General features: G+C 56.9%; 16 protein-coding genes. All 16 read left to right on the forward strand.

Going from position 1 to position 25,546, the window contains the following annotated elements:
* The coding region (locus tag IDH45_RS34515; protein WP_223837220.1) for a hypothetical protein at positions 1-181 on the forward strand (181 nt) is incomplete at its 5' end.
* A gap of 189 nt (positions 182-370) precedes the next feature.
* A complete protein-coding gene (locus IDH45_RS32335; RefSeq protein WP_190932284.1) occupies positions 371-1,408 on the forward strand; it encodes an ABC transporter substrate-binding protein in 1,038 nt (345 codons plus the stop codon).
* A gap of 241 nt (positions 1,409-1,649) precedes the next feature.
* Positions 1,650-3,359, forward strand: coding sequence for an AraC family transcriptional regulator (locus IDH45_RS32340; RefSeq protein WP_190932285.1), 1,710 nt, complete (start codon positions 1,650-1,652; stop codon positions 3,357-3,359).
* Positions 3,360-4,554: 1,195 nt separating this feature from the next.
* Positions 4,555-5,247 (forward strand): CoA transferase subunit A, encoded by a 693-nt coding sequence (locus IDH45_RS32345; RefSeq protein WP_190932286.1) that lies wholly within the window; start codon positions 4,555-4,557, stop codon positions 5,245-5,247.
* A 3-nt stretch (positions 5,248-5,250) separates the two neighbouring features.
* Positions 5,251-5,928 (forward strand): 3-oxoacid CoA-transferase subunit B, encoded by a 678-nt coding sequence (locus IDH45_RS32350; protein WP_190932287.1) that lies wholly within the window; start codon positions 5,251-5,253, stop codon positions 5,926-5,928.
* A 54-nt stretch (positions 5,929-5,982) separates the two neighbouring features.
* Positions 5,983-6,972: a 3-hydroxyacyl-CoA dehydrogenase family protein gene (locus IDH45_RS32355; RefSeq protein WP_190932288.1), complete on the forward strand. Its 990-nt coding sequence runs from the start codon at positions 5,983-5,985 to the stop codon at positions 6,970-6,972.
* Positions 6,969-8,147, forward strand: a complete 1,179-nt coding sequence (locus IDH45_RS32360; protein ID WP_190932289.1) for a thiolase family protein — start codon at positions 6,969-6,971, stop codon at positions 8,145-8,147. Before IDH45_RS32355 ends, IDH45_RS32360 begins: the two co-directional genes overlap by 4 nt.
* Before the next feature lie 410 nt (positions 8,148-8,557).
* Positions 8,558-9,283 carry an ABC transporter ATP-binding protein gene (locus IDH45_RS32365; RefSeq protein ID WP_190932290.1) on the forward strand — a complete coding sequence of 242 codons (726 nt, stop codon included), beginning with the start codon at positions 8,558-8,560 and terminating at the stop codon, positions 9,281-9,283.
* The gene (locus tag IDH45_RS32370) at positions 9,276-10,946 is read left to right on the forward strand and encodes a putative ABC transporter permease subunit (protein ID WP_190932291.1); all 1,671 of its coding nucleotides are present in this window, start codon (positions 9,276-9,278) and stop codon (positions 10,944-10,946) included. The genes IDH45_RS32365 and IDH45_RS32370 overlap by 8 nt, the downstream gene beginning before the upstream one ends.
* A gap of 597 nt (positions 10,947-11,543) precedes the next feature.
* Complete coding sequence (locus IDH45_RS32375) at positions 11,544-12,011, forward strand: MarR family winged helix-turn-helix transcriptional regulator (RefSeq protein WP_190932292.1); 468 nt, start codon at positions 11,544-11,546, stop codon at positions 12,009-12,011.
* A 12-nt stretch (positions 12,012-12,023) separates the two neighbouring features.
* Positions 12,024-13,295 (forward strand): MFS transporter, encoded by a 1,272-nt coding sequence (locus tag IDH45_RS32380; RefSeq protein ID WP_190932293.1) that lies wholly within the window; start codon positions 12,024-12,026, stop codon positions 13,293-13,295.
* Between the two features lie 785 nt (positions 13,296-14,080).
* Entirely contained in the window at positions 14,081-15,469 is a 1,389-nt protein-coding gene (locus IDH45_RS32385) for an extracellular solute-binding protein (RefSeq protein WP_190932294.1), read from the forward strand.
* Positions 15,470-15,485: 16 nt separating this feature from the next.
* Complete coding sequence (locus IDH45_RS32390) at positions 15,486-15,665, forward strand: hypothetical protein (protein WP_190932295.1); 180 nt, start codon at positions 15,486-15,488, stop codon at positions 15,663-15,665.
* Between the two features lie 25 nt (positions 15,666-15,690).
* Positions 15,691-17,028 (forward strand): ABC transporter substrate-binding protein, encoded by a 1,338-nt coding sequence (locus IDH45_RS32395; RefSeq protein WP_190932296.1) that lies wholly within the window; start codon positions 15,691-15,693, stop codon positions 17,026-17,028.
* A gap of 90 nt (positions 17,029-17,118) precedes the next feature.
* Positions 17,119-18,108: a Gfo/Idh/MocA family protein gene (locus IDH45_RS32400; RefSeq protein WP_190932297.1), complete on the forward strand. Its 990-nt coding sequence runs from the start codon at positions 17,119-17,121 to the stop codon at positions 18,106-18,108.
* Between the two features lie 53 nt (positions 18,109-18,161).
* Positions 18,162-25,010, forward strand: coding sequence for a carboxypeptidase regulatory-like domain-containing protein (locus tag IDH45_RS32405; RefSeq protein WP_190932298.1), 6,849 nt, complete (start codon positions 18,162-18,164; stop codon positions 25,008-25,010).
* Positions 25,011-25,546 lie beyond the last annotated feature (536 nt).

A 25,546-nucleotide genomic window follows, 5' to 3' on the forward strand; every position in this document is an offset into this window, starting at 1 on the left:
GAAGAACATCGGAAAGCCGTATGCGGGAAAACCGCACGTACGGTTTGATGAGGAGGGGCTGGTAATCCCAGCCCTTTACTCTACTATTTTTACGATAATAGTCAGAATGCGGCAAATGGACGAATTTAGGAGGTACAAACCGCTCTTATTTCCTGGCAGCGGGGTGGAAGTTGTGATATAAAGGGTGCAAACCGCTCTTAAGTGACTGGGAAATCGGAATGGAGAGGCAAGACTCATTTTTGTCCAATAAAAAAACCGAAATCTGTCCATTGCCGCTTCCTGCGATCCGTCTATAATGAACAATAGAATTGTGATAATGATTCTCATTATCGTGGTCGCTTGATGACCTGAAAAACGAAAGGGGTACCTTATGAATATCCGCAATTTTATTTCCTCATATGGCTTCGCCGCATCGTTCCTGCTGTTCGTCATTTTGCTTGCATCTTGTTCGAATGAGGCAACAACAGGCGGCGCAGCCACTTCGGCAGGGGGGACGCAAGCCGCAGCTGGCACTGGCGGCGAAACTGTACCCGACCGGAGCGGGACCGCTGATTCCGCGAAAGCCGAGGCAACGAAGCCCGCGGTCCGGACGATTACCGATTATACGAAAAGAAAGCTGGATATCCCGGCCGAGCCGAAAAAAATCGTATACGTCGGCAGCAGCCCCGGAGACTTTTTCGTACTTGGCGTCAAACCGGTCGGAGCTACGCTTGGCGTCATCTCCAGCCAGATCGTCTATCCCGAATTGCTGGGCGGGATCGAGGATATCGGCAGTTCCGAACCGAACTTGGAGAAAATGACGATGCTCGAACCCGATCTGATCTTGTTCGACGGCGTCGTTTATGACGGCAAGGCGGAGGCACTGGGCAAAATCGCTCCGGCCGTCGCTTATGATTCCGCCGCGCCGATGTACGAGCGGCTGCGTTTTATGGCGGAGGTCACAGGCAAACAGATGGAAGCCGAAAACTGGATAACCGGATACGAGGCGAAAGTGAAAACGGTTCTCGATCGGCTCCAGACAAGCCCCGACGATACGGCCTCGGTATTGCTGCAGCTCGGCAAACAGCTGTATGTAATGGGCAACCGCGGTCTTGCAGTGACGGTTTTTGATGTACTCGGTTTTACCCCCTCACCGAAAGTCAAAGAGATTATCGACGACTCGAAAAGGTTTATTACCGTTTCCTCCGAAGTATTACCGGAATACACCGGGGATTGGCTGTTCCTGCTCTCCAATAATAGCGAGGAAACGGTAGCCGCCAAGAAGGCGCTAACCGACAGCGCGATCTGGAATTCGCTCCCGGCCGTCAAAAACGGACAAGTGTACGCATTCGAGTCGAAATGGAACTTCGACGATCCGATTACAAGGGAACGATTGCTGGACGAGCTCACCCGCATTATGGGCAAATAACAGGAATATCTCCGCAGCGGCACCGCTGACAGCCGGGTGAAACCGGGCATCGAACGCCAAGAGCCAAGAGCCAGAGGTTGAGCAACACAGTACGGAACGCCACTATCTACGCAGCAGCGTCCTCCGGGCGATAAAAAGCAGGGAACGTTCAACTCTCGTTGTTGAAACGTCTCCTGCTTTTCGTTACACTTATAACATCGATAACGATTCTCAATGGAAATTTGACAGGAGGCTCTGTCACATGGAAACCGATGGCGCTTTTATGCATTCTCATATGTTCCTCCTGACCGGCGTCAGGCCGCTGGACGCATGTATGGGAGAGTCAGGCACCGGCCGTCCCGACGGTCCGGGGAACGTTACAGATCGGACGATACAGCAGGCGGCAGCGGATAACGAGCGCTGTTCGATTGCGATTTTTACGGAGGAGCCGGGAACGATGGATCTTGATGGCGTGTCCGTTTCGCTCAACCAAGGTTCTGCGATTCAGCTCCGTCCCGGCAGCCGGTATTGCATGGTGAACGTTGACGGCCGAAGGGCGGGTTGGCTGATCGAGTTTCTAACCTGCCGGGTCGGGAATAGCAGTTCTGTTGCCGGCGGATTTCCGTTACTGCCGTATCATCGGGAAATCCCCGTGTCCCCGGTCACGGCTCTATGTGCGATCGTCGAACGGTTGTCGCGAGCGTCAGGGCCGCCGGACGAACCGGCGGCCCTGCGCAGACAGGCGGCGCTGCTGGAACTGCTCGCCCTGCTGATGGAGAGCCAGCAGCGCTCTCATCGGCTCTCCGACGCAGCAGGAGCGGTTCAGCTCACAGTTGCTTATGTGAAGGAGCATTTTACCGAACCTTTGACGGTGGTACAGCTGGCAAGCATCGCCGGAGTCGGGCGCTGGCAGTTCAGTGAGCAGTTTCGCCGCTTGACCGGCCAGCGGCCGCTCGATTATATCAATACGCTGCGTTTGAACCGGGCCAAGGAGCTGCTGCTGCTCACCGACGATCCGCTGCGGGACATCGCGCAAAGCGTAGGCTTTCGCGACGAATATTACTTCAATCGGCGGTTCAGCCGGATGTTCGGCTGCGGACCGAAGTCTTACGCGCGATTCCGCAAATCGGGCGCTTCAAAGCCGCATACCGCTCCTGCGGCAAGTTTCCGTGATCATCAACGATCACAAGCCGGACCGCTCCGGCTGATCGTATACGGGGGACTCCTCGGGGACGTGCTCATGCTCGGTAATAAGCCGCTCGGAGCGGCGCTGGCCGTGATGGGCAGGCAAGTCGTGTACCGCGATAAACTCGATGGCATTGCGGATATTGGCATCACCGGGGAGACCGGGGCTATCGCCGCTCTTCGACCGGACCTGATCCTGCTTGAAAAGGAAGGGAACCGCGAGATCTGCAAGGAGTCCAACATACCGGTCGTATCTTTCAAACGTACGGAAGACGTGACGGTCCGGCTTCGCGCCATAGCGGCGTTGCTGGGCGCTGAGAGGGAGGCGGATCGCTGGATTGCATGGCATGAGCAAGCAGCGGAGGGGATGTGGGCCGCTCTCCGCAGCCGGATCGGAACCGGAGAGACAGCAACGGTGCTCGTGCAGATCGGCGAGCGGTTATTTGTGATGGGCAACCGGGGGTTGGCGGCCTCCTTGTACCATCCGCGGGGGTTCCGGCCTTCCGATGGAGCGAAGCAACTGGTGGCGGAAGGGGAGAGGTTCAGGGAAATCGCAGCGGACGAATTGCCGGATTATGATGGCGATCGGTTGTTTCTTCTTGTCTCGGGCGAAGCTTCCTCGAAGCGGAAAGCGCATCTGCTAGCCGACAGTTCCGCTTGGCGTAGCTTGCACGCCTTTCGCGGCGGCAACATTCATCTATCCGAGGCGAAGTGGAATTACGACGATTCTTTGACCCGTGAACGGGTGCTTGCCGAACTGCCGCACATTTTGGCTGCACGGATCTGATCGTACGGTCAGCAGCCCATCACTATAAATCGCAACACCACGCATCGGGAACTGCCCGGGGGCGACGAGGCATTTTTTTAACGAAAAGATCTCAACATCCGCGGTAACGTGGAGATTGAGATCTTTTCGAAATTCCTAAATATTCCTTTTCTTCACCATACTAAAGCGGGTAAAGGCCCCCCCCCTTACTTGTCGAGTCAGCAAGTGCTGCAAGTTGCTTATCGTGGCTATTCGGCACTCTGCTCTGTTACTAGCTGGGGATGAAGTCGAATAGGGTTGGTTTGCAGCCTTTATTTTGACCGAAAACCGGCTTGGACGCGGAATACGAGCGGTTTGAAGCTGCTAATATCCTCAAATAAGGCGCAGACCGGGCCAGCTGGCTGAATAAGGGGTACAAACCGCCTCTATTTGACTCTTTCCTCCCAAGATGGCGAAAATAGAGGTCCAAAGAGACTCTTATAGGGTTAGGTAGCCTTCATGTCGTCTCAACAGCGCCCAACGCGATCGGTTCGTAAGATTCGGAAGAAACTGGTTTACGAGCTTCATTCGAAATCGAGTCGTTCCCGCACAGCACAACCTCATCAACGACCCGGCTGGAGCGAAGGTACCGGTTCCTTTCTACTCACCAACGTACGGGATTGCTCGTTAAAGGACTGTCCGGACTTTAGTGTCGTTTCTTAACGTTGTCTACTTAAAAGGGGATACTATCCTCATTACCGGACGGTTTTTCTTAAGAAATCGAGGAGAAACGGTTCGAGGTAGGGTACGAAAAAAAAGTAAAATGTTTGCGACAGCCCCTTGTCCGTCAATCCGCCACGTGCCGGCACAAAGTCACCCTTCGAACTTTTTCCCAATACGGATTACTCGGTTCATTCGGCTCCGCAATCTCCGCACTGATCGCTTCCGCTAACCGGGAATGGAATTCCGGAAATGAGGAATCGTTCCTTCAACCGGGTAAATTTCTCACCTTGCTTGAAACGGGGCTGAAGATCCGGAGCGGTTATTTCGAGCCTGCCCCAAGTTACTTTCACTAAAGCATAAAAAAGCGGAGAGCAGCTATCCGGACTTAGAAAAGCTGCCGCATGTGAAGGGACATTTGTCGCGCGCGGAGAACGCTTCGGCTGGATGCTCTTCGAATTGGCACGATATTTGCATACCTATATAAACTGAACACGTGAGAAGGAAGGTGGAGTTTTTGAAACGAGTATGCGAATCGTTCCGCGAAGCGATTGCGGACATCCCGGACGGCGCCACGATTATGGTCGGCGGGTTCGGTCTCGTCGGCATTCCGGAAAATTTGATAACAGCCTTGTCTGAATCGGGCATTTCCGGTCTGACTGTCATTTCCAACAATTGCGGCGTGGACGACTGGGGGCTCGGGCTGCTGCTGCGCAACCGGCAAATCCGCAAAATGATCGGTTCTTACGTCGGAGAGAACAAGGAGTTTGAACGTCAGCTGTTGTCGGGCGAATTGGAGGTCGAGCTGCTGCCGCAAGGAACGCTGGCCGAGCGGATTCGCGCCGGAGGAGCGGGCATTCCGGCTTTTTACACCTCGGCGGGGGTTGGGACACCGATTGCCGAAGGTCGGGAAGTGAGACGGTTCGGGGATAAGGACTACGTGCTGGAAACCGCGCTGACCGCCGATTTTAGTCTGATTCGTGCGATGCGGGGCGACCGGATGGGGAATTTGATCTACAACAAGACGGCACGTAATTTCAATCCGGTGATGGCGGCAGCCGGAGCGGTCACGATTGCTGAAGTCGAGGAGCTGCACGAAGTGGGAGCCTTCGATCCGGACCGCATCCATACGCCCGGCGTTTATGTGCAGCGGCTTGTGACGGGCGCCCAGCAGAAGCGGATCGAAAGACGGACGACAAGGAGCGGATGATCGATGAAGGCACAAGCTTTTGGCAAAGAAAACGTTCGGGAGCGGATCGCCCGCCGGGCGGCGCGAGAAATCCGCGATGGGTATTACGTCAATCTGGGAATCGGGATGCCGACGCTGGTCGCGAATTATTTGGAAGCGAACCGCGAGGTGCTGCTGCAGTCGGAGAACGGACTGCTCGGCATCGGCCCGTATCCGCAGGAGACGGAGCTTGACCCGGACCTGATCAATGCGGGCAAAGAAACGGTCACCGCCGTGACGGGAGCCGCATTCTTCGACAGCTCGGAGTCGTTCGCGATGATTCGCGGCGGTCATATCGATCTCGCCATACTCGGCGGCATGCAGGTATCGGGCCAAGGAGACCTTGCCAACTGGACGATCCCCGGACAGATGGTAAAAGGAATGGGCGGCGCAATGGATCTGGTGCACGGAGCAAAACGGGTCGTCGTCATCATGGAGCAGGTAGCCAAGGACGGCAAGCCGAAAATTGTCCGGGCATGCAGTCTGCCGCTGACCGGGCAAAACGTGGTGCACCGGATCATCACCGAACGCGCGGTGCTGGACGTGACGCCGGAAGGCTTGCGTCTGATCGAGCTTGCGGCGGGTTATACGGAAGACGACGTCCGTTCCGCGATGGAGCCGGAGCTGATTGTTGACGGCGACGTTGTGACGGATTCTTATTGACCGCCGGCCGAATATGCGGAGAAAATGGTCTACAGAGAAGGAGCGGTATACACGATGGAACAAACGATAGCCGTCCTCGGCGCGGGTACGATGGGACACGGAATCGCCCAGCTGTTGGCGCAATCCGGCAGCCGTGTCTATTTGTATGATCCGTCGGAGGAGGCGCTGGAACGCGCCATGCAGAAAATACGGTCCAATGTGGCTGTCATTCGGTCGGAACGATGGGGCGATTGTCCGTCGGAAGACCAGGTACTGGACCGGATCGTATGCACGCCGGACCCGGTGGAGGCGGTGGCCGGCGCTTCGATCGTAATCGAGGCGGCGCCGGAGAAGCTGGAGCTGAAGCGGGAGCTGTACCGGTTGATAGAACGCGGAATCCGAGCCGATGCGATAGTCGCTTCGAACACGTCGTCTTATGTGCCGGAGCAGTTGGTGGAAGGAATGACGTTTGCGCATCGTTTTGTCGTGGCGCACTTTTTCAATCCGGCGCATCTCGTGCCGCTGGTTGAGATCGTGCTTCACCCGCAGACGAGCCGGCAAACGGCGGAGCCGCTGATCCGGCTGCTGAAAACGTGCGGCAAGTCGCCGGTTGTGCTGAGTGCGAACGTCGCAGGTTTTATCGCCAATCGTCTGCAGGCGGCATTGCTGCGGGAAGCGGTTCACCTGCTGGAGAGCGGCGTGGCCAGCGCCCGCGAGATCGATCTGGCAGTGACGGAAGGCCCGGGCTTGCGATGGGCGTTAAGCGGTCCGTTGGCAACGGCCGATTATGGCGGTCTGGACGTATGGGAGCGCGTATCGGACCGGTTATTTCCGGAGCTGGATACGCGGACGGAAGCTTCCGAGTCGATCCGGCGTCTCGTACGCGGGCAGCGGCTTGGGGTGAAATCGGGCGGCGGATTTTTTGAATATCCGGACGGTGAAGCGAACGGCGCGACTCACGGACTTCCAGACGGCGTACAAGACGCTGTAGAGCAGCGCGACCGCAAGCTGATTCGGCTGATGATGGTTAAGAACGATACCCGGACAGGAGGAGGCGCCCAATGAAGGAAGCGTATATTCTAAATGGAGCCAGAACCGCCTTTGGCGGCTTCGGCAAAAGTTTCAAGGAGACGTCCGCGACACAGCTCGGAATCGCGTCCGCGACTGAGGCGCTGAGGAGGGCCGGTGTCGACCCGGCTGAAGTTGAGCAGGCGATATATGGCAATGTGATCCATTCCAGCGTATCGGCCGCTTATGTAGCCAGGCATGTAGCGCTGCATGCGGGCGTTCCCGAGACGGCGCCGGCGATGCTCGTCAACCGGCTGTGCGCATCCGGCATGCAGGCGGTCGTCAGCGCCGCGCAGAGCATCCGGCTTGGCGAGGCGAATCTCGTGCTCGCAGGCGGCATCGAGAACATGTCGCAGTCGCCTCACGCCGACTTTGCGAGCCGGTTCGGCTTCAAGCTGGGGCCGATCGTGCTGGAGGATATGCTGCAGCAGACGCTCCATGATGCGTACATCGGCTGCGGCATGGGCGTCACGGCTGAAAATGTGGCGGAGCGGTACGGGATTAGCCGGGAGCAGCAGGACGAGTACGCGGTCGTCAGCCATCAGCGTGCGGCGTCAGCGGAGCAGAGCGGCATATTGGCCGAGGAAATCGTCGGCATCGAGGTGCGCGACGGCAAGTCGGTCCGGATCGCGGACCGCGACGAACTGATTCGCGCGGATACGAACGCGGCCTCGCTCGGCAAGCTGAAGCCGGCGTTCCGGCAAGGCGGTACGGTTACGCCGGGCAACGCGAGCGGCATTAACGACGGCGCCGTATCGCTGGTTATTGCGGGCGAGGACGGCTTGCGCGGCCGTCAGCCGCTTGCGCGCATCGTCTCATGGGGGATCGCCGGAGTCGATCCGTCGATTATGGGCATCGGCCCGGTCCCGGCTTCGCGGATTGCGCTCGGGCGGGCCGGACTTGCCATGGCCGACATGGGGCTCGTCGAGATCAACGAGGCGTTCGCGGTCCAGTATTTGGCGGTAGAACGGGAGCTGCAGCTCGACCGTGCGGTCACGAACGTGAATGGCGGCGCCATCGCGCTCGGCCATCCGGTCGGGGCGAGCGGCGCGCGGGTGCTACTGACGCTGGCATACGGGCTTCGCCGGACCGGGCGCCGGTACGGGCTGGCCTCGCTGTGCATCGGCGGAGGGCAAGGAATGGCGGTCGTGCTGGAAAATGCGGGTATATAGCCGGGAGAAATTCCCGTTGGCTGCCACGTCGGCGCCATAGCAAAAAGTGCCCCTATGGGCAGAGCCCATCAGGGTGTTGCTTATACGAAGGGCTGTCGCCGAAAGTGTCGCTATGACAGGGTGATGTCCCGATTTTCAAACGAAAGGACCTCAAATTCCGCTGTAGCGCGGAGACAGAGGTCCTTTTTCTCGAACCAGTCAAAGTAGGGCGGTAAAAAATCACAAACCGGCCTGGTTTCTTCACTGGAACTTAATGGCTGTTTGCTTAAGGAAGGCCGCGAGGAAGAAGCCGGAAATAGGGCCAAGGCAACCGGTTCGCAGCTGATCAGAAAGCGATTTTCACTCGCTACCGGCCCCCTCTGTTACTTGGAAAACGTTGTGCTATAATAGCAGGGAAAGGGGCGGGACGAATGATCGAATTGACAAATGTGACGAAAAGCTACAATGGAAAAGTTAAAGCGGTGGACAATCTGGATCTGATTGTCAGGGGCGGAGAAATATTCGGATTTCTCGGGCCGAACGGCGCAGGCAAAACAACGACGATTAAGATGATTACGGGGATAGCCAAACCGGACAAAGGCAGCATTACGATCAACGGCCACGATATTTCCCAGTCGCCGATCGAAGCCAAGAAGCAGTTCGGCTACGTGCCGGACAGTCCGGACTTGTTTCTGCGGCTGAAAGGGCTCGAGTATTTGAACTTCATGGCCGATATGTACGATGTGCCGAAGGAAGCCCGCAAGGAACGGATCGATGCGCTCGCCCGCCGATTCGACATGTCGCAGGCCATATCCGACCCGATTCAGAGTTATTCTCACGGGATGAGACAAAAAATCGTCATCATGGGCGTGCTCATCCACGATCCCGCGGTGTGGATTTTGGACGAGCCGCTAACCGGTCTCGACCCCAAGTCGTCCTACACGCTGAAGGAAATGATGCGCGAGCATGCGGATGCGGGCAAAACGGTCTTTTTCTCCACGCATGTGCTCGAAGTGGCCGAGAAGCTGTGCGACCGGGTGGCGATTATCAATAAGGGCGAAGTGTTGTTTTGCGGGACGTTCAAGGACATGCAGGAGCGGTTCCAATCGGATCTGTCCCTGGAGAGATTGTTCCTGGAGTTGACGGAAAATGAATAAGACGCTGGCGTTAACCCGCATTCTGATCAAAAACGGCTCCGGACAGTTTTCCAAATCCGGTAAGCGCGGCAAGCTGCCGACGCATATTCTTTTGCCGATTTTGCTCGCTGTCGCCTTGCTTCCGTTTGCCTCCATATTGGGCGGCTTCGTCGCCTTTTTGTATGACGGATTGAAGCCGATCGGACAAGAGGGCGCCGTGCTGGGGCTCGGGTTGTCCATCACGAGTTTCGTCGTGTTTATGTTCGGTATTTTCTACATCATCACCGTCTTTTACTTCGCGCAGGATGTCGAGCATTTGCTGCCGCTGCCTTTGAAGCCGTCGCAGATCGTCTCGGCCAAATTTTTGACGGTGCTGTTGTACGAATATTTGACCCAGCTCGTCCTGTTGGCGCCCCTGCTGATCGTCTTCGGGGTCAAGGCCGGCGCCGGCGTGATGTATTACGTGTATGCCGTCATTACGTTCCTGGCGCTGCCGGTCCTGCCGCTCGTGGTCGCTTCGGTAGTGTCGATGGCGATCATGAGTTTTTCGGGCATAGCCCGCAACAAGGACCGCTTCCGGTTAATCGGCGGTACGATCGCCGTCTTGTTCTCGCTCGGCTTGAATGTGTTCATCCAGCGGTCCGTCCGGAGCACGATGAAGCCGGAGGAAATCCAGAACATGCTGCTCGGCGGAGGCAATACGTTCCTCGATCTGGTGACCCAGTCGGTCCCGACCGTCAAGCTCGCGGCGAACGCGCTGCTGAAAGAATCGGAGCTCGCGGGGCTGGCGTATATCGTTTTGTTTGCAGGGGTGTCGGTACTTCTGTATGCGGCTTTTGCGGCGCTCGCCCAAAAATTTTATTTCAAGGGCGTCATGGGCATGTCCGAATCTTCCGCGCGGCGTATTCAGCTAAGCGGCCAGCAGCTGGACAAGATGACCGTGCAGCAATCGGCCGTCCGGTCGATGCTGATGAAGGAGATACGCATTTTGCTGCGCACGCCGCCTTATTTCCTCAACTGCGTATTTATGACGCTGATGTGGCCGATCATTATGCTGATTCCGCTGCTCTCCCAGCCTGAACTGGCGGGGATGCTCGGTCAAGCGTCACAGTTTCTCGACCAGGGCGGGATCGGTTCGATGGTGCTGGCCGGAGGCGTCGGGGTTTTCCTGTTCATCTCCGGGGCGAATGCGACGGCATCGACTTCGATATCGAGAGAAGGGACCGGGTTTTTCGTATTGAAATACCTTCCGGTGCCCGTACATCATATTCTGACCGCCAAAGTGATGAGCGGATGGATTGTTACGATGATCGGTACGGTTTTGATTCTTGGCGCCGCGTATTTTCTGATCCATCTGCCGCTTGCGATTATTTTGCTGCTGCTGCTGCTGGCGGTGCCGGCTACGCTGTTCACCTGCCTGACAGGCGTATGGGTCGACCTGTTCCGCCCGGTGCTGAACTGGGATAACGAGCAGAAGGCGGTCAAGCAAAACATGAACGGCGTGTTCAACCTGCTTATTTGCGTAGCGTTTGCCGGCCTGTTGTTTTTCCTCGTGTCCCGACTCGGTTTAAGCTTGACGACGACGGCGATCGTGCTGATGCTGATTTTGGTTGCAGCCGATCTGCTGCTGTACCGACTGCTTCAGACGAAAGGTCAAATCTGGTTTGCGAAAATTGAAAACTAACGGCTCAAAATCAAAGTGAACGAATCCTTCGGAAACCTGCGCGGATGCGGCAGGTCCGGAGGATTTTTTTTAATCTGCCAGAAAGTTCAAGTTCTTTACCGTGCTAAAGGGAAGGGGGGCCCTTGCTTGGGATTTGAGAACGTATACTTAGGTCCGATGACTAACCAATCCGATCGTTCTTATCGCTGAAAGACGACTTTAATCCATACTTAACGAATCCGGGGAACGTTATCGGACCGAAAGTGGAAAACACGATCCCGATTTACGGGAATAACCATACAAGAGTTCGTTACAAATTCAAACGCCCGCATTCGGCTCTGATAACGAATGTAGGGTTCGTTAGTCATGCGACCGCAAAAACAACACGACTAAGGGTGAGCGGCTGGAGCGAAGGACCCAATCCCTCCCACGCACGAACGTATGGGTTTGCACGTTAAAGGACTGTCCGGGACCCGTACGGTTTTTCTTAATTTATCAGAATCTTTCCTCAAGGAGAAGATAGATGAAATCTGCCATTGCGCTTATTGGTTGCATCAAATATAATTGCATAGACAACTAATTATTGCAATTTCGGATAAGAAGGTGAATGAATCCAAGATGGAACAGGAACATGCTGCAACAACCGTGAATCTGCTGGAGCGGTCGGTCGGTTTTATGATGGGCGTCACATACCGCAAGCTGTCCAACTTGCTGCAGCACCGGTTGAAGGAATACGACATTACTCCGGAGCAGTGGTCGGTATTGTATCAGGTGGATCGGGCGGAAGGGCTGATTCAGAAAGAAATTGCGGAGCGCACCTGCAAAGATAAACCGACGACGACACGAATTCTCGATCATCTGGAGAGCAAAGGGCTCATCTATAAGCAAACGGGCAAAAATGACCGGCGGTCGTTTCTCGTTTACGCCACCGACAAAGGATCGTCGCTGATCGGGCAGACGGCACCGGTCGAGCAGCAGCTGATCGAGGAAATCAAGATGTGCGTGACAGAGGAAGAGTACGCGCTGCTGATGGAGCTTATTATACGCATCAATCACCGCGCTGCCGAACTGACAGATCAAGAGTAGGAGAAGATTCGAATGCAACCAGAACAATCAGCGAGACTATGGACGAAGCCGTTCGTCGCTTTGACGATCTGTTCGTTTTTATTGTTTTTGAATTTGCAGATGCTGCTGTCTTCGTTCCCCGCCTATGTCAAAAACGAATACAAGGCCGGAGATATGACCGTCAGCTTGACGACAAGTGTGTTCGCTTTATCGGCGATTGTAACCCGATTTGCGACGGCGGCTCTGATGCGTTACGTGCACCGCAACGTCATTTTGTATGCCGGGCTGGCGATTGCTGCCTTAACGACCGGTATTTATATATATGCTGGTTCGGTAGGAGGTCTGCTGCTCATGCGCGCCGGTTACGGTGTAGGCTTCGGGATGGCGAGCACGATCATTCCGACGCTCGTCTCCCAGATCATCCCGTCCCGGAGAATGGGCGAGGGGATCGGTTATTTTGGATTGTCCACCAGTCTGGCGATGTCCGTCGGGCCGATGATCGGCTTAAATGTGATGGACTTGTCCGGCTTCGGTACGCTCTCCATAATGGGGACGGCTGCCATTATTTTGATTTTTCCGCTTTTGCTGCTGACTCGTGCGGCGCCGGCGGATTCCAGGCGGAATACGGACTCCGCACCAGCGTCCGCGGCCCGCTCTCAGGGCAATCAGACGAACCGGACCAACCAGCCGGGCGAGAAACCGAGATGGAATACGAAGTTATTATTTCCCGCCTTGCTTAATGTTATTTTGGCCGTTACTTACAGCGGTTTGCTCAGCTTTATCGCTTTGTACGGAGAATCGGTCAAGCTGGAGCAGGTCGGACTGTTTTTCTTATTTAACGCGATAACGATCATTTTGATCCGCCCGATCTCCGGCAGAATCTTCGACCGGAAAGGTCATGGAGCGGTTCTCGTCCCGGCCGCGATTAGTGTTATTGCCAGCTTGCTTCTGCTGTCGTACGCGCACACCATACCAATGCTGTTTGTGTCCGCTTTGCTGTACGGGCTCGGCTTCGGAGCGATTCAGCCGACCATTCAGGCGTGGATGCTGCGGGTAACGCCGAGAGAGCGGCACGGGGCGGCCAACAGCATGTATTACAACTCGACCGATCTGGGCGTGTCGGCAGGGGCGATGATACTGGGGGCGATCTCGTCCGTATCGAATTATGCGGTCATGTACCGGTACTCCGCCGGCTTTATGGTATTATTCCTGGTCGTATATGCTCTTGCCGGTATGGCGGCCGCCCGGTTCGGGGCACCTCGGGCGAAGAGGGGCGCGGATATTATTTACGAGCATAAATCTTGACGGCTGCCGCGTCTGCTATGAGAATACCGTATCGAATAAGAAAAATAGGTTTGGTCCAATCGTGCCTATTTCTTTGACCGATACGAACACCAAGCTTCGGCTTTCTGCTTATTCTTGTTAAGCCAAACGGAGATTACTTCTACCCCTTCCCCCTTGAAGGGGCTTTTTGAATTTCTATGTAAAATTATGGAGCTACTCATTCTAGTAAGGCGATTTTTGCTTTGATCCTCTTCCAGACATGCCGGTTCGCAAAAATCTTTCGCCAGCTTAAGCAGGAGCTGCTGCAACACGAACTCGGTTCAGGGAAGACGCTCGTTCAGCTTTTGGAAGGACTTGGCATCACTCTCTGGCTCGATGTCCTGGCTGTTGAGAAATATGAGCTGATTGGCAATAAACGGACGAAACGGTTGTACACAAAACCGGCTATCAGAACGCCTACTACTCGAGCCGGGTATCTCCAAAGCGATGAAGAGAAGTTCCTCCCAATACCGCAACCTCCACAGAGTATAATACGGGTTTTTCTAATACAGTTATTTGACTCTTATAATATTTATAAATTGTCAAACTGACTTACATAAATATGGATTGACATCCGTTTTTCGGTCATTTATGATGAAATTGTTCTTAATTATTGTTTTATTTATAACCTTGACTCTCATAATAACTACGTTTTTTAGAGTCAAAAGGCGGCTTCTGGGGTTACTTATGCAGACGGGGAGGCGGGAAGTATAAGTTCATGATAAACTAAGCGGTAGTTGAAAATGACCGACATTGGAGCGTTGAAGATGGGAATACGACCGACCAGGGAACAATTTAACCGACAATTGGAGCAAATTACCGGCACGCTGCGCAACGAAATGATCGAAGGCCGCTATGCCCCAGGCGAATATTTGCCGGCGGAGCGTACGCTGATGGAACGATTCCGCATGAGCAACAACGCGGTGCGCACCGCATTGGAAACGCTCGTCCGCGAAGGCTGGATCGAGAAGGTGCCGAGAATCGGGAACCGGGTGGCGGCCGGACGTCCTCCGGTGAAGCTGGTGCTCGCCCGCAACATCGTTGCGCAGCGCAATCTCGAGCTTTCCAGGCTGCTGGACAACTTCCACCGGCAATTTCCGTGGATTTCGGTGGAGACTCATAGGATTGATGGGCAAGGGAATACGGGGGACGCGGATTTGGTGTTGGTGGATAATTATCAGTTTCAGCGTATGGTCGAGGACGGAGCCATGAAGAAGCTGGAGCCGCTTGCCGGGCGCGAGGACATGTATCCGGGACTTGCCAGGCAGTTTGCGGTTGAGGGAAGCTTGTATATGCGGCCGGTCGTGTTCTCGCCGATCGTGCTTTGCTACAACAAAGCGCATTTCCGCGAATGCGGGCTGATGGAGCCGGACGGAAGCTGGACATGGGACAACTTGCTCGATTGTGCAGAGAAATTGTCGGACGGTAAAGGTAGATACGGATTCAGCTTTCACGCGCAGGATATGAATCGATGGCCTCTTTTTTTGCTGCAAAGCGGTGAACGGTTCGAATGGAACGCGGGACAGCTGAACGATTTACGCGGCACCCGGCTGCTGGAGAGCATGAAGGTGTACAAACGGATCATTCATAACCGGAAGGCGTTCCCGCTGTTTCTGTCCGAGAGCAACGGCGATATTTTGCAAATGTTCGAGGAAGGCAAGCTGTCGATGATTTTGAACACCTACATGGGGCTGAACTTGTGGAAACATGCGAATCTGGAGTACGATGTGGCGCCGGTTCCGTTCATTTACGAGCCGCGGACGCTTGTTATTGTTCTCGGCATCGGCATAAGCGCCAAGTCCGCACACAAGGAAGAAGCGCGGCTGCTGGCCGATTATTTCGTTTCCGCCGGTGCGCAGAATTACATTTACGAGCATACGCTCAGCATTCCGAGCACGCAACTGCCCACTTATTCGCCGGTCGCCTCGACGTCTGTCGGCATCAACCGCCCGGAGCGTTACGCGTTATTTCGCGAGATGATGTTTTCCCACCGCACCCATAGAGATTTGGGCATCCCGGTTATGTCTTTACCCAAAATATTTCAACCTTTGAAAGCTTATTTGGCCGATATGATTGACGAAAACGAATTGTGCGACCGGATTCGCGGCGCGTTGTCCGGCGAAACGGGGGCGGGTGCGAGCGAAGCGGGCGACTGAACTTGTGGAGGGACCGATGATGGCTGCTTGCCGCCGTACTGGCGGCAGCCTCGCTGACGGCTTACGCCGGCGGCAAAATGAAAGCGGTAACAAGGCGGGTGAAGCAACCGATCAGGCGCCGGAGCAAACACAACCGATGGATCTGGTGTTTTATCCGTCGTCCGGGATTTCGACGAAGCCAACTTTATTACAATAAGAATTTCAAATTAGGGGGTTGACCCATGAAAAACATCAATAGATGGTTGAAGCTGGGTATTATCGGTATGGGAACGGCGGCCATGCTGAGCGCTTGCGGTGGAGGGTCCGGAAGTAAATCGGAAGCGGGAGAAGCGACGGCCGGAGGAACGGAGCCGGTTGCGCCGGCGAAGCCGAGCGGTCCGGTCGAGATCAATCTCGTGACACCCGATGCGACGATTACGCCGGAATTTCTCGAACGGCTGGCCAAAAAGTTTCCGGACTACAAGATTAACCGCTATAACCAGGCTACGAAAGGATCGACGATTCCCGATCTGCTAACCAACGGGACGCCGATCGATATTGTCGGCCGCGCCGCGACCGTCTTCGAGAACGATGTAGTCGTTCACAAGCTGCAGTACAATATGGAGCCGCTGCTCAAGCAGGCCGGCGTTCAGACGACGGATTTCGAACCGCAATTGGTTAACTACGTCCGCAGCATTTCCGACGGCGGCATGTATGGCATCCCGGGCGGGAGCGCTATCAACCATGTGCTCTTTTACAACAAAACGTTGTTCGACCAATTCGGCGTAGCCTATCCGAAGGACGGGATGAGCTGGGAGGAGACGATGCAGCTCGCGGCCAAAATGACCCGCAACGAGGGCGGGAAACAATACTACGGATTCGCCGGAAATACCGGCATAATGACGGCAACGAATCAGTTATCGATCCCGTTAGTGAACACGAAGACGCAAAAGCCGACGATCAATACCGATGAGCGCTGGCGCTCGTACTTCCAGATTATTTACGGCAACTCTGTTCTGAATGATGCACTCAAGTCGAACAACAAGGCGTTCAGCGGCGGGGCGAAAAATCTGACCGAAGGCGACACGGCGATGCTTTTGTTCAATGCCAATATCGGCATTATCGACAAGGCGCTGCAGGAGGAAAAAATCAATTGGGATATGGTAGCGTTGCCGAGCTTTAAGGAAGTGCCGAAAACCGGCAGTCCGATGAACTCGACGCTTTGGGGATTGACGAACCAGACCCGGAATCGGGAAGCGGCGATAGATGTGATCAAGTATATGGTCTCGGATGAAGTTCTCGGCGACCTCGCCAAGCTTGGTTATCTCGTGCCGAAGCAGACGGATGCGATCAAGCGCGTATTCGCAACCGAAGCGAAACCGGCAGGGAAAAACTGGAATGCGGTCAATTATAATAAATTTGCGGCTTTCCCGGAAATGACGGTCAGCGATGCGGCCATTGCAGCCCTGTATTCCAAGCAGATCGAAGTCATCGTCAAGGGCCAGACGGACATGAACACCGCGTTCCGCACGATTGAAGAGGAAGCGACCAAAATCATCGAGGAAAACGCGAGAAAATAAAGAGGACGTTTTATTTTGCAGAAGTAGCACATACAGAAGTCCGGGGAACACGTCGAAACTTGTTCCCCGACATATAGAGGAGATGGAGAGATGCATATTTTACGTGCAGTTGTCGTCGGAGCGGGGGCGATCGCGGGCCTTCATTTGCGGACGCTTGCGGCAAGCGAACGAACCGAGCTTGTCGGCGTCGCGGATATTTCCGGGGAGCGGGCCCGCTTGGCGGCCGAAGCTTACTCGATCAAGCCTTACACGGACTACAGGGCGATGGTGCGGGCGGAGAAACCCGACATTGTCGTTATTACGCTGCCGCATGTTTTGCACAAAGAAGCGGCAATTTGGTGCGCGGAGCAAGGGTGCCACGTGCTGCTGGAGAAGCCGATGGCGATGAATGCGCGCGAATGCGCGGATATCAACGCCGCGGCTGCCCGCTGCGGCATTGTGCTGGCCGTGGGACATATGCAGCATTATTTTGCGGAAAATGTGAAAGCGAAGCAACTGATTCAGTCCGGCAAGCTGGGGAGGCTCGTGACGATCATCGATCGGCGCTACGGGTATTATTTCGACGAGAAGCGTCCGGCCTGGTTTCTGGATAAGGAAACTTCCGGCGGAGGGATCGTCATCAATATCGGCAGTCATTCGATCGATAAAATCCAGTGGTTGACGGATTGTCAAATAACGAGCGTTAAAGCGGAACTGACGTTTTACGGCGAACGGGGCGATGTCGAAGGAAGCGCCAGCTTGCTTATGCGCACTTCGCATGGGGCGACAGCTTCCGTCTCGCTCTTCGGCTATCGCGGCGTGCCGCCGGCCAATGAGACGGAGCTGTTGTTTACGGACGGAGCGCTGAAAATCGTGGCGAGAAAAGGGCTTTGGATCAGCGGTGCAAACGGCTACGAGCTTGTCGACACAGGCGCAAAGGGCGAACCGTTCGCCCCGCAGTGGGACGATTTGCTGAACGCCATCGGGCAAGGCTCGGAGCTGTCGATAACGGGAACGTATGCCCAAACCGTCTCCGCCGTCGTCGATGCCGCATATCGCTCCCACGAAACCGGCAGAGCGGAGGAAGTTGCCGTCATCTGATGTTGGCTAGCCGCAGACGCTCGAAGATAAACGTTTTCGAGGAGGAATGGCAATTGCGCAGATGGATGGTCTGGACCGTGGTGTTGATGATGATCGTGCCGTACGGTTTGCTGGGCCCGGGAAATCGGACATCGGCCGCCGGGCAAACGATTGTTGAGGAAGGTGAAGCTCCGATCGAGGCGTATACGAACAAGTGGAACGTAATTTCTGCATGGACCGCCGCTCCCGTCATCGACGGGAAATTGGATGAGGCGGCATGGAGCGGCGCCGCGCCGCTAGACGATTTCCGCACGGCCTATTACAACGAGCCGGCGACCGGCGGCATCGCCTATAAAGTGGCTTACGACGAGACGAATTTGTACATCGGAGGAACGTTTGACGAGGAAGAAAGGGGCGTACTGGAACGGATCGAAATCGTGATCAGTCCGCAGACGGCAGGCGGGCTGCATTATGTGGCGTCCCTCCCGGTCACTCCTTCGGGAAGGACGTTCACGACGGTCTGGAACCAGACGCTCGACGGTGTAGACCCGCAAAGGGTGAAAATCAGCGCCTTCTCCCAAGAAACGTCGTTGGCGGGCGGTGTCTTTACGGTCGAAGCGGCCATTCCGTTATCCGCCTTCGGGTCCGCCGTCGTCTCGCCGGGCGCAGAATGGCGGATGAATATCATCCACTTGCATCATCTGAATACGAAGCCGCTCTCCTCCTGGGTACCGATCCGCACGTCGAGCTTCTGGGATACGTCGGGGGCTGTAAAGGTGCCGGCCAATGTCGTGGACGAAGGGCGGCTCGGCTCCGTCTTTTTCGAACGAACGACGCAGGGCGTTGCTTGGACGCTACTCGAACCGGTGCTCGACTATACCGGTTTTGCGACGAAGCGGCTGTCCTTTGACGGGACCAGTCTGGAACCGGATGATACTGTCTTTGAGCTGAAATGGATAGATCCGCTCGGCAACGTGACGACGCTTGACGACGTGCAGGCCGCTTGGGAAGGAAGCCTCGGCGTGCTGACGTTCTCGCATCCCGGGCCGCTTCGCGACGGCATGTACCAGCTGCAAATACTGGCGTGCGAAGACGATCCGGCCGATTGTCGGTTCGCCGTACTGACCTTCGACAGGGACAGCCTGATCGACGCGGGCATCGAAGATGCGGAGCAGGCGTCTCCCGCCGGCGATGTCGTTCCGGTGACGCCGGCCCCCGCCTCGGCGGCCGTCGAGAACATACTCGAATTGATCCCGGACCGGGTCGGCTTCCGCTTCGCCGGCTTGCCGGAAATGCCGGAGCTGAATCCGGACGGGTTATACACGCTGTCCGCCGACGGCAAAAGCATGGTTGCGCCCAAAACCGGCACGGCGTATCCGAACACGCAGTATCCGGAAAACGGCACGGTGACCGCCGTCAACCGAAAAGGGGAAACGCTGGAGTATCCGTATTACGAAGACGCCGAAGGCAAGCGATACTTTTTATCCGCGCATTTGTGGTATTTGCAAAAAGCGTATACGCTCAATCAGACGAATGCGATCGCCAAGACCGACCCGCTCGGTGCGGCACGCCTGCTGTACCGGTTTGCGCAAGTGTACGAAGGCTACGTGCCGACGACCGATTATAACTGGTATAACTATCCGATCAACATCACCTCCGGCCCGCCGTTCAACTATTGGGGCGGCATGTGGAACCGCTGGTCGGTATCCGACCTGAACAGTCTTCGCCCGCTCCTGCAAGCTTACATGGAAGTGAAGAAGTCGGACGCCCTGCAAGTGCTGAGCCAGGAAGTCGGGGAAGACGTCGAGAAGAAGCTGGTCGAGCAAGTAGTGATGCCGTCCGTCGATTATGCGCTCAGCTATCCGACGACGCTCGGCAATATGGACTATACCCAATGGCTCGGCCTGATTGACGCCGGCAAGGCGATTGGGCAGCCTGACTACATTCATAACGTGGTGGAATGGATGAGGGAATACGTCGACAGGCGGTATAGGTCCGACGGCTTCTGGTACGAAGTGGCGCCCTCCTACCACGTGCAGTCGACCGACGGTCTGAATTTGGCGATCGGGCAACTGCAGGGGTACAGCGACCCGACCGGGTACGTTTCACCGCGTTCGGGACTGCATTTCGACAATTTGGATATGTATAACGATTTTCCGATCATCGGCAAGGCGAAGGAAATCCCGAACCTGCTTTCCTTTCCGAACGGCCAACTGCTGCCCGTCCAGGATTCGTGGGCGTCGGATAAAGCGAAGGCGCCGCGGTCGGACGTTGGCTCTATGCTGCTGCCCGATGCCGGCATCGGCCGACTGTCCGGCGGAACGGGCGCGGACCGGACACAGCTTTACCTGGAGTTTACGCCGAAGACCGGGCATACGCACTACGATCCGTTGAACTTGAATTTGTACGCGCAGGGCCAGGAATTGCTGCCCGATCTCGGGTACACGTATACGAAATACCGCTATTTCACCCTGTCCACGCTCGGCCATAACACCGTCGTCGTCAACGGCAAAAACATGACCACGGCCGGCGCGGGCAAAGACGGCGGGGCGATTGAGGCCTTCGCCTCCGTCGGCGCGTTCCAGGCAATGCGGGCAAGCGAAGAAAACGCTTACGCGGAGACGGAAACGTACAGCCGGGAGCCGTGGTTCGTTCCGTTCGCCGGCGGGAATGGCGGTGAAGGCTACGTGCTCGATCTGTTCCGCGTAAAGGGCGGCAGCCGCCATGAATATACGTTGCAGGGCGACGCGAACCATGACGCCGAATTCGAGACGGACCTGCCGCTTGAATCGTACGGCCCGTACCTGCTGCCGCCGGGAACGGAAGTGCACGAAGCGGAATCCTTCAACGAGAGCGGCACGGCGGCAGGGAATTATCCCGCCTACATTTATGTGAACGATGTGCAGAAGGCCGAACTGTCGGGCGACAAGTACGAAGTGACGCTGGAGACGTCCGACAACGGGGCGGACAAAGCGAAGCTGAAAATTACCGGTTTGCTGGAGGAAGGGAACAACGAGCTGTATTTGGGCCGTTCTCCTTCCATTCGCTCCACACGGTTGTTCGGGAAAAGCAAGGACACGAACGACGAAGCGGTCCAATACGACATGCCGAAGCTGGTGTTGAGACGGGAAGCAGCCAACTTGAACAGCACGTTCGTGACGGCGTTGGAGCCGTATACGGGCGCTGCCGGGGCGAAGATCGATTCGATCAAACGGCTGGAGCCAAGCCAGTCGCCGGAAGGCGCAGTAGCAGTGAAGGTGACGTACGGCGATGTCACGGACTATTTGCTCAGCTCGCCGGAGCATCCGGACCAGCCGCTCGTCGTCGGAGACATCACGATGCGCGGAGAGATGGGCTTTATCCGGGTGGAGGACGGCGTCGTACAGAACATGTACCTTGTCGGCGGAACCGAACTGAAGAAGGGAAGCAAGGAGATCAGCGCGCAAGGCTCCGTCACCGGGACGATTACCGGCACGAAACGCAAGGCGAACGGCGATCCGTACGACGCGATCGTGACGAGCACGCCTATCGATCCGGCGATTGCCGCCCTCCTGAAAGGGAATTACGTCATCGTAACGCATCCGGACGGATCGACGAACGGATACAAAGTCGGGGACATCCGCAGCGAGGCGGGACAAACGGCGATCGTCCTGGCCGAATACGATCCCGGATTCGAGCTGAAAGCGGACGGGACGTCGCAGATGATGTTTTATCCGGCGAAAAGCTGGACCGGCACGCATACGTTCAAAATCGCCAACGTGGAAGCGCTGGACCGCAATCCGCTGCAAGCCGTCACGGTGGAAGCGCCGCAGCGGGATTTGCCGAAAGGCGAGAAGGTTCCGCTGGCCGTGTACGGGGTGAACCGGGACGGCAGTCCCGCGGTGTTGTCCGCGGGAGAAACGGTTTTTACGAGCAGCGATCCCGCCGTCCTGGCGGTCGACGCAAGCGGCAACGTCACGGCGGTCGGTGACGGGACCGCCACGGTGAGCGTCGAGGTGACGTTGAACGGAGTGACGAAGGCGGCAAGCGTCGTCATGTCGTCGCAATCCCGGTCGCTGCAAACGTACAATATCGTCGATCTGGACATCGCCGAGCAGACGGTGCCGACGCTGTACGTGGCTGAAACGAATACGGTGCAGCTTGAGGCGAATGCGGGCGGACAGAGCATTGCGTTCGACTTCGAGGTTGCGGAGGACGCCGCGTATGCCATCGGGATCAAGCCGTTCAAGGCGGGCAGCTACGGGAAGTACAAGATCAGCGTCGACGGCACGCAGCTCATGACCTACGACTTCTATAGCAGCATCGGCGGAGCGAGCACCGCGTTCGAGACGATCGGGACGATGCCGTTAACGGCGGGCACGAACCGGATCGCGCTGGTGGGTGAAGGGAAAAACGCAAGCTCCAGCAACTACAAATTCGGGCTGATCCAGTTGGAAATCAAGGAGTCGTTGCCCGACGCTCCGGCCTTACAGGCGGCGGCCGGGCCGATCTATCCCGGGCAGGCGTTCGCCATGACGTTTGCCGATTCCACCGCATGGCGGAGCGAGATATCCGGCGTGACGGTTGACGGCGTCCCGCTGGCGAGCGGCCAATATACCGTCTCGCCGGGCAGCATCGCCTTCGCTGCGGATGCGCTGCCGGCCGGAGAAGGCGCGGCCTGGATCGTCGTGCAGGCGACGGGATACCGGCACGCGGCCGCGGAGCAGCGGATCGCATCCGCCGCCGCGCTGAGCGGGCTTGCGGTCGGCCCGGGCAGGCTGAGCCCGCCGTTTGCGCCGGAGACGCTCGACTATGCCGTGCTGGTCGACGAAGCCGTGTCCGCGCTAACGGTCACGGCACAGACGTACCGGCCCGACGCCGTCATCACGGTTGGCGGGCAGACGTACGGCAGCGGGTCGACGATCCCGCTCGCCCTCCAGCCCGGCGCCAACCCGCTGTCGCTCGCCGTTGCTGCTTCGGACGGCAGTTCCGCCATCTATACGGTGACGGCTTACCGGGATGTCCGCGAATTCGAGCCGATCGGCACTGTAGCGGGGGCCGTGTACGGTGCGGGCGGCGCTCCTTTGGCCGGAGCGGTCTTGCGGTTCGTCGGGCAAGCGGAAGTGGCTGCGACGACGGACGAAGACGGCCGCTTCGCGATTGCAGAAGTGCCGAACGGGAGCTGGCAGCTTGCGGTGACGAAGCTGGATTATCTGGATGGTCTGTCTAACGTATTCGAAGTGACGACAAGGCAGACAACGTCCGTCGACGTGACGCTGCAACGGTCGTCGGTGCCGGTTTTGTCCGGCGTGACATACGGGGCGGCGGCGATCGGTGACCCGGTGTCGGCGACGATGTCGCGCGACGGGGTGCTGCATCTCGTTCCGGCCGGTACGGCGGCGACGCAGGCGGCGATTGAAGCGGCGTCGGTCGTCACGGTCGGCGGAGCGGTGTACGGCACGCGGGCGACGGCTGCGGCGGGAGTCGCGGCCGCACTGGACACGACCGATTTTGCCTCCGGCCTGTACGTGGCATACGCGATCGACGGCGCCGGCAACGTGTCTGCGGCGTCGGAGCGAATTGCAATCATCCCGCGCAGCCTGGCGGCGATCGACAATACGAGTCCGTTCGTGATGTTTTCCGGCTCTGGGACGACGACGACGAGCGCCAGCCTCCTGTACGGCGGCAGCGAATGGATCGGCACGGCGAAAGGCGCGACCGTGCGGGCGCCGTTTTACGGGACACGGGGGCAAGTGCTCGCCACGAGGGCTTCGAACGGCGGCTTGGCGGACCTCTATGTGGACGGCGTTTACCGGACAACTTACGACTTCGTCAAGCGCGGCACTGCGCAATACCAGGCGGTTGTATTCGACACGGGGCTTTTGCCGCTTGGCGCACATACGGTGGATATCGTGTCCAAGGGAGAAATCGGGGCAAACTCGCTGAACAACTGGATTCGGTTCGACGCGCTTCTGGTCAACGGATACGAGTCGATCGGCACCGTAACGGGGACTGTGTACGGTGAGGAGGGCGCTCCATTGACCGGAGCGGTCGTGCGGCTTGTCGGGCAAGCGGAAGTCGCGGCGGCGACGACGGATGGAGACGGCCGCTACACGATCGCGAACGCGCCGGGCGGAAGCTGGCAGCTTGCCGCGATGAAGCTGGATTACGTAGACGGTTTGTCTGACGTATTCGCCGTGGAGAACGGACAAACAACGTCCGTCGCCGTGACGCTGCAACGGTCGCCGGTTCCGGTTTTGTCCGGCGTGACGTACGGGGCGGCGGCGATCGGCGACCCGGTGTCGGCGACGATGTCGCGCAGCGGGGTGCTGCATCTTGTCCCGGCCGGTACAGCGGCGACGCAGACGACGATTGAAGCGGCGTCCGTCGTCACGGTCGGCGGGGCGGTGTACGGCGCTCGGGCGACGGCTGCGGCGGGAGTCGCGGCCGCGCTGGACACGACCGATTTCGCCTCCGGCCTGTACGTGGTGTACGCGATCGACGGCGCCGGCAACGTGTCCGCGGCGTCGGAGCGGATTGCAATCATCCCGCGCAACTTGGCGGCGATCGACAATACGAGTCCGTTCGTGATGTATTCCGGCTCCGGAACGACGACGACTAGTGCCAGCCTGTACGGCGGCAGCGAATGGATCGGCACGACGAAAGGCGCGACCGCGCGGGTGCCGTTTTATGGGACGCGGGCAAAGGTGCTCGGAACGTTGGCGCCCAACGGCGGCTTGGGCGACATTTATGTGGATGGCATTTACCGGACGACGTATGATTTTATGAGGCGAGGCACTGCACAAATCCAGTACGTCGTGTTCGATACGGGCGTTTTGCCGCTTGGTGCGCATACGATCGAAATACGGGCGACAGGGGAGAAAAATCCGGATTCGCAGAACATTTGGGTCCGGTTTGACGCGCTGCTGGCCAGCGGATTTTAGCCCGTCGCGCGTCGCCGAGGGAGGCGACGAACAAAAAATAGAAGAAACGTGGGCGGTGCGTAAATAAAGCCGCAAAACGAAACCACAACCTCCGGCCGTCCGTTTATAACGGCATGGGGGTTGTGGTTTTTCGTAGAAATAGTTTAAGAGTTTATAAGGACTTACGATAATTTCGTGAAGGATCTTATTGAGGCCGCTACCCGGATGCGGGCGACCGTTGCTCCGGCTGACTATTAGCATATCGTTCTCCTGCCAATCTTCTTACGGTATCTGTCCATCCGATACGATAACTGCCGCAAGCAACTTGAAGCGGAATTTGGGGAACCAACAAGTCCGAACTACATGAAACAAGCTGGATTCGGACAGTAAAAAGATGAAGATTTACCAGTGGAAATGAACCCATTCATAAAATTTGGATACTTCTACTCCTTCCCCATTGAGGCTTCGTGAATTTCCATGCAAAATTATGGAACTACTCATTCCAGCGAGGCGATTTTCTTATGGTTTATTATCAACATTAGAATTTAACATAGCCA

The organism is Paenibacillus oceani, assembly GCF_014705615.1.
Classification (GTDB): Bacteria; Bacillota; Bacilli; order Paenibacillales; family NBRC-103111; genus Paenibacillus_AB; species Paenibacillus_AB oceani.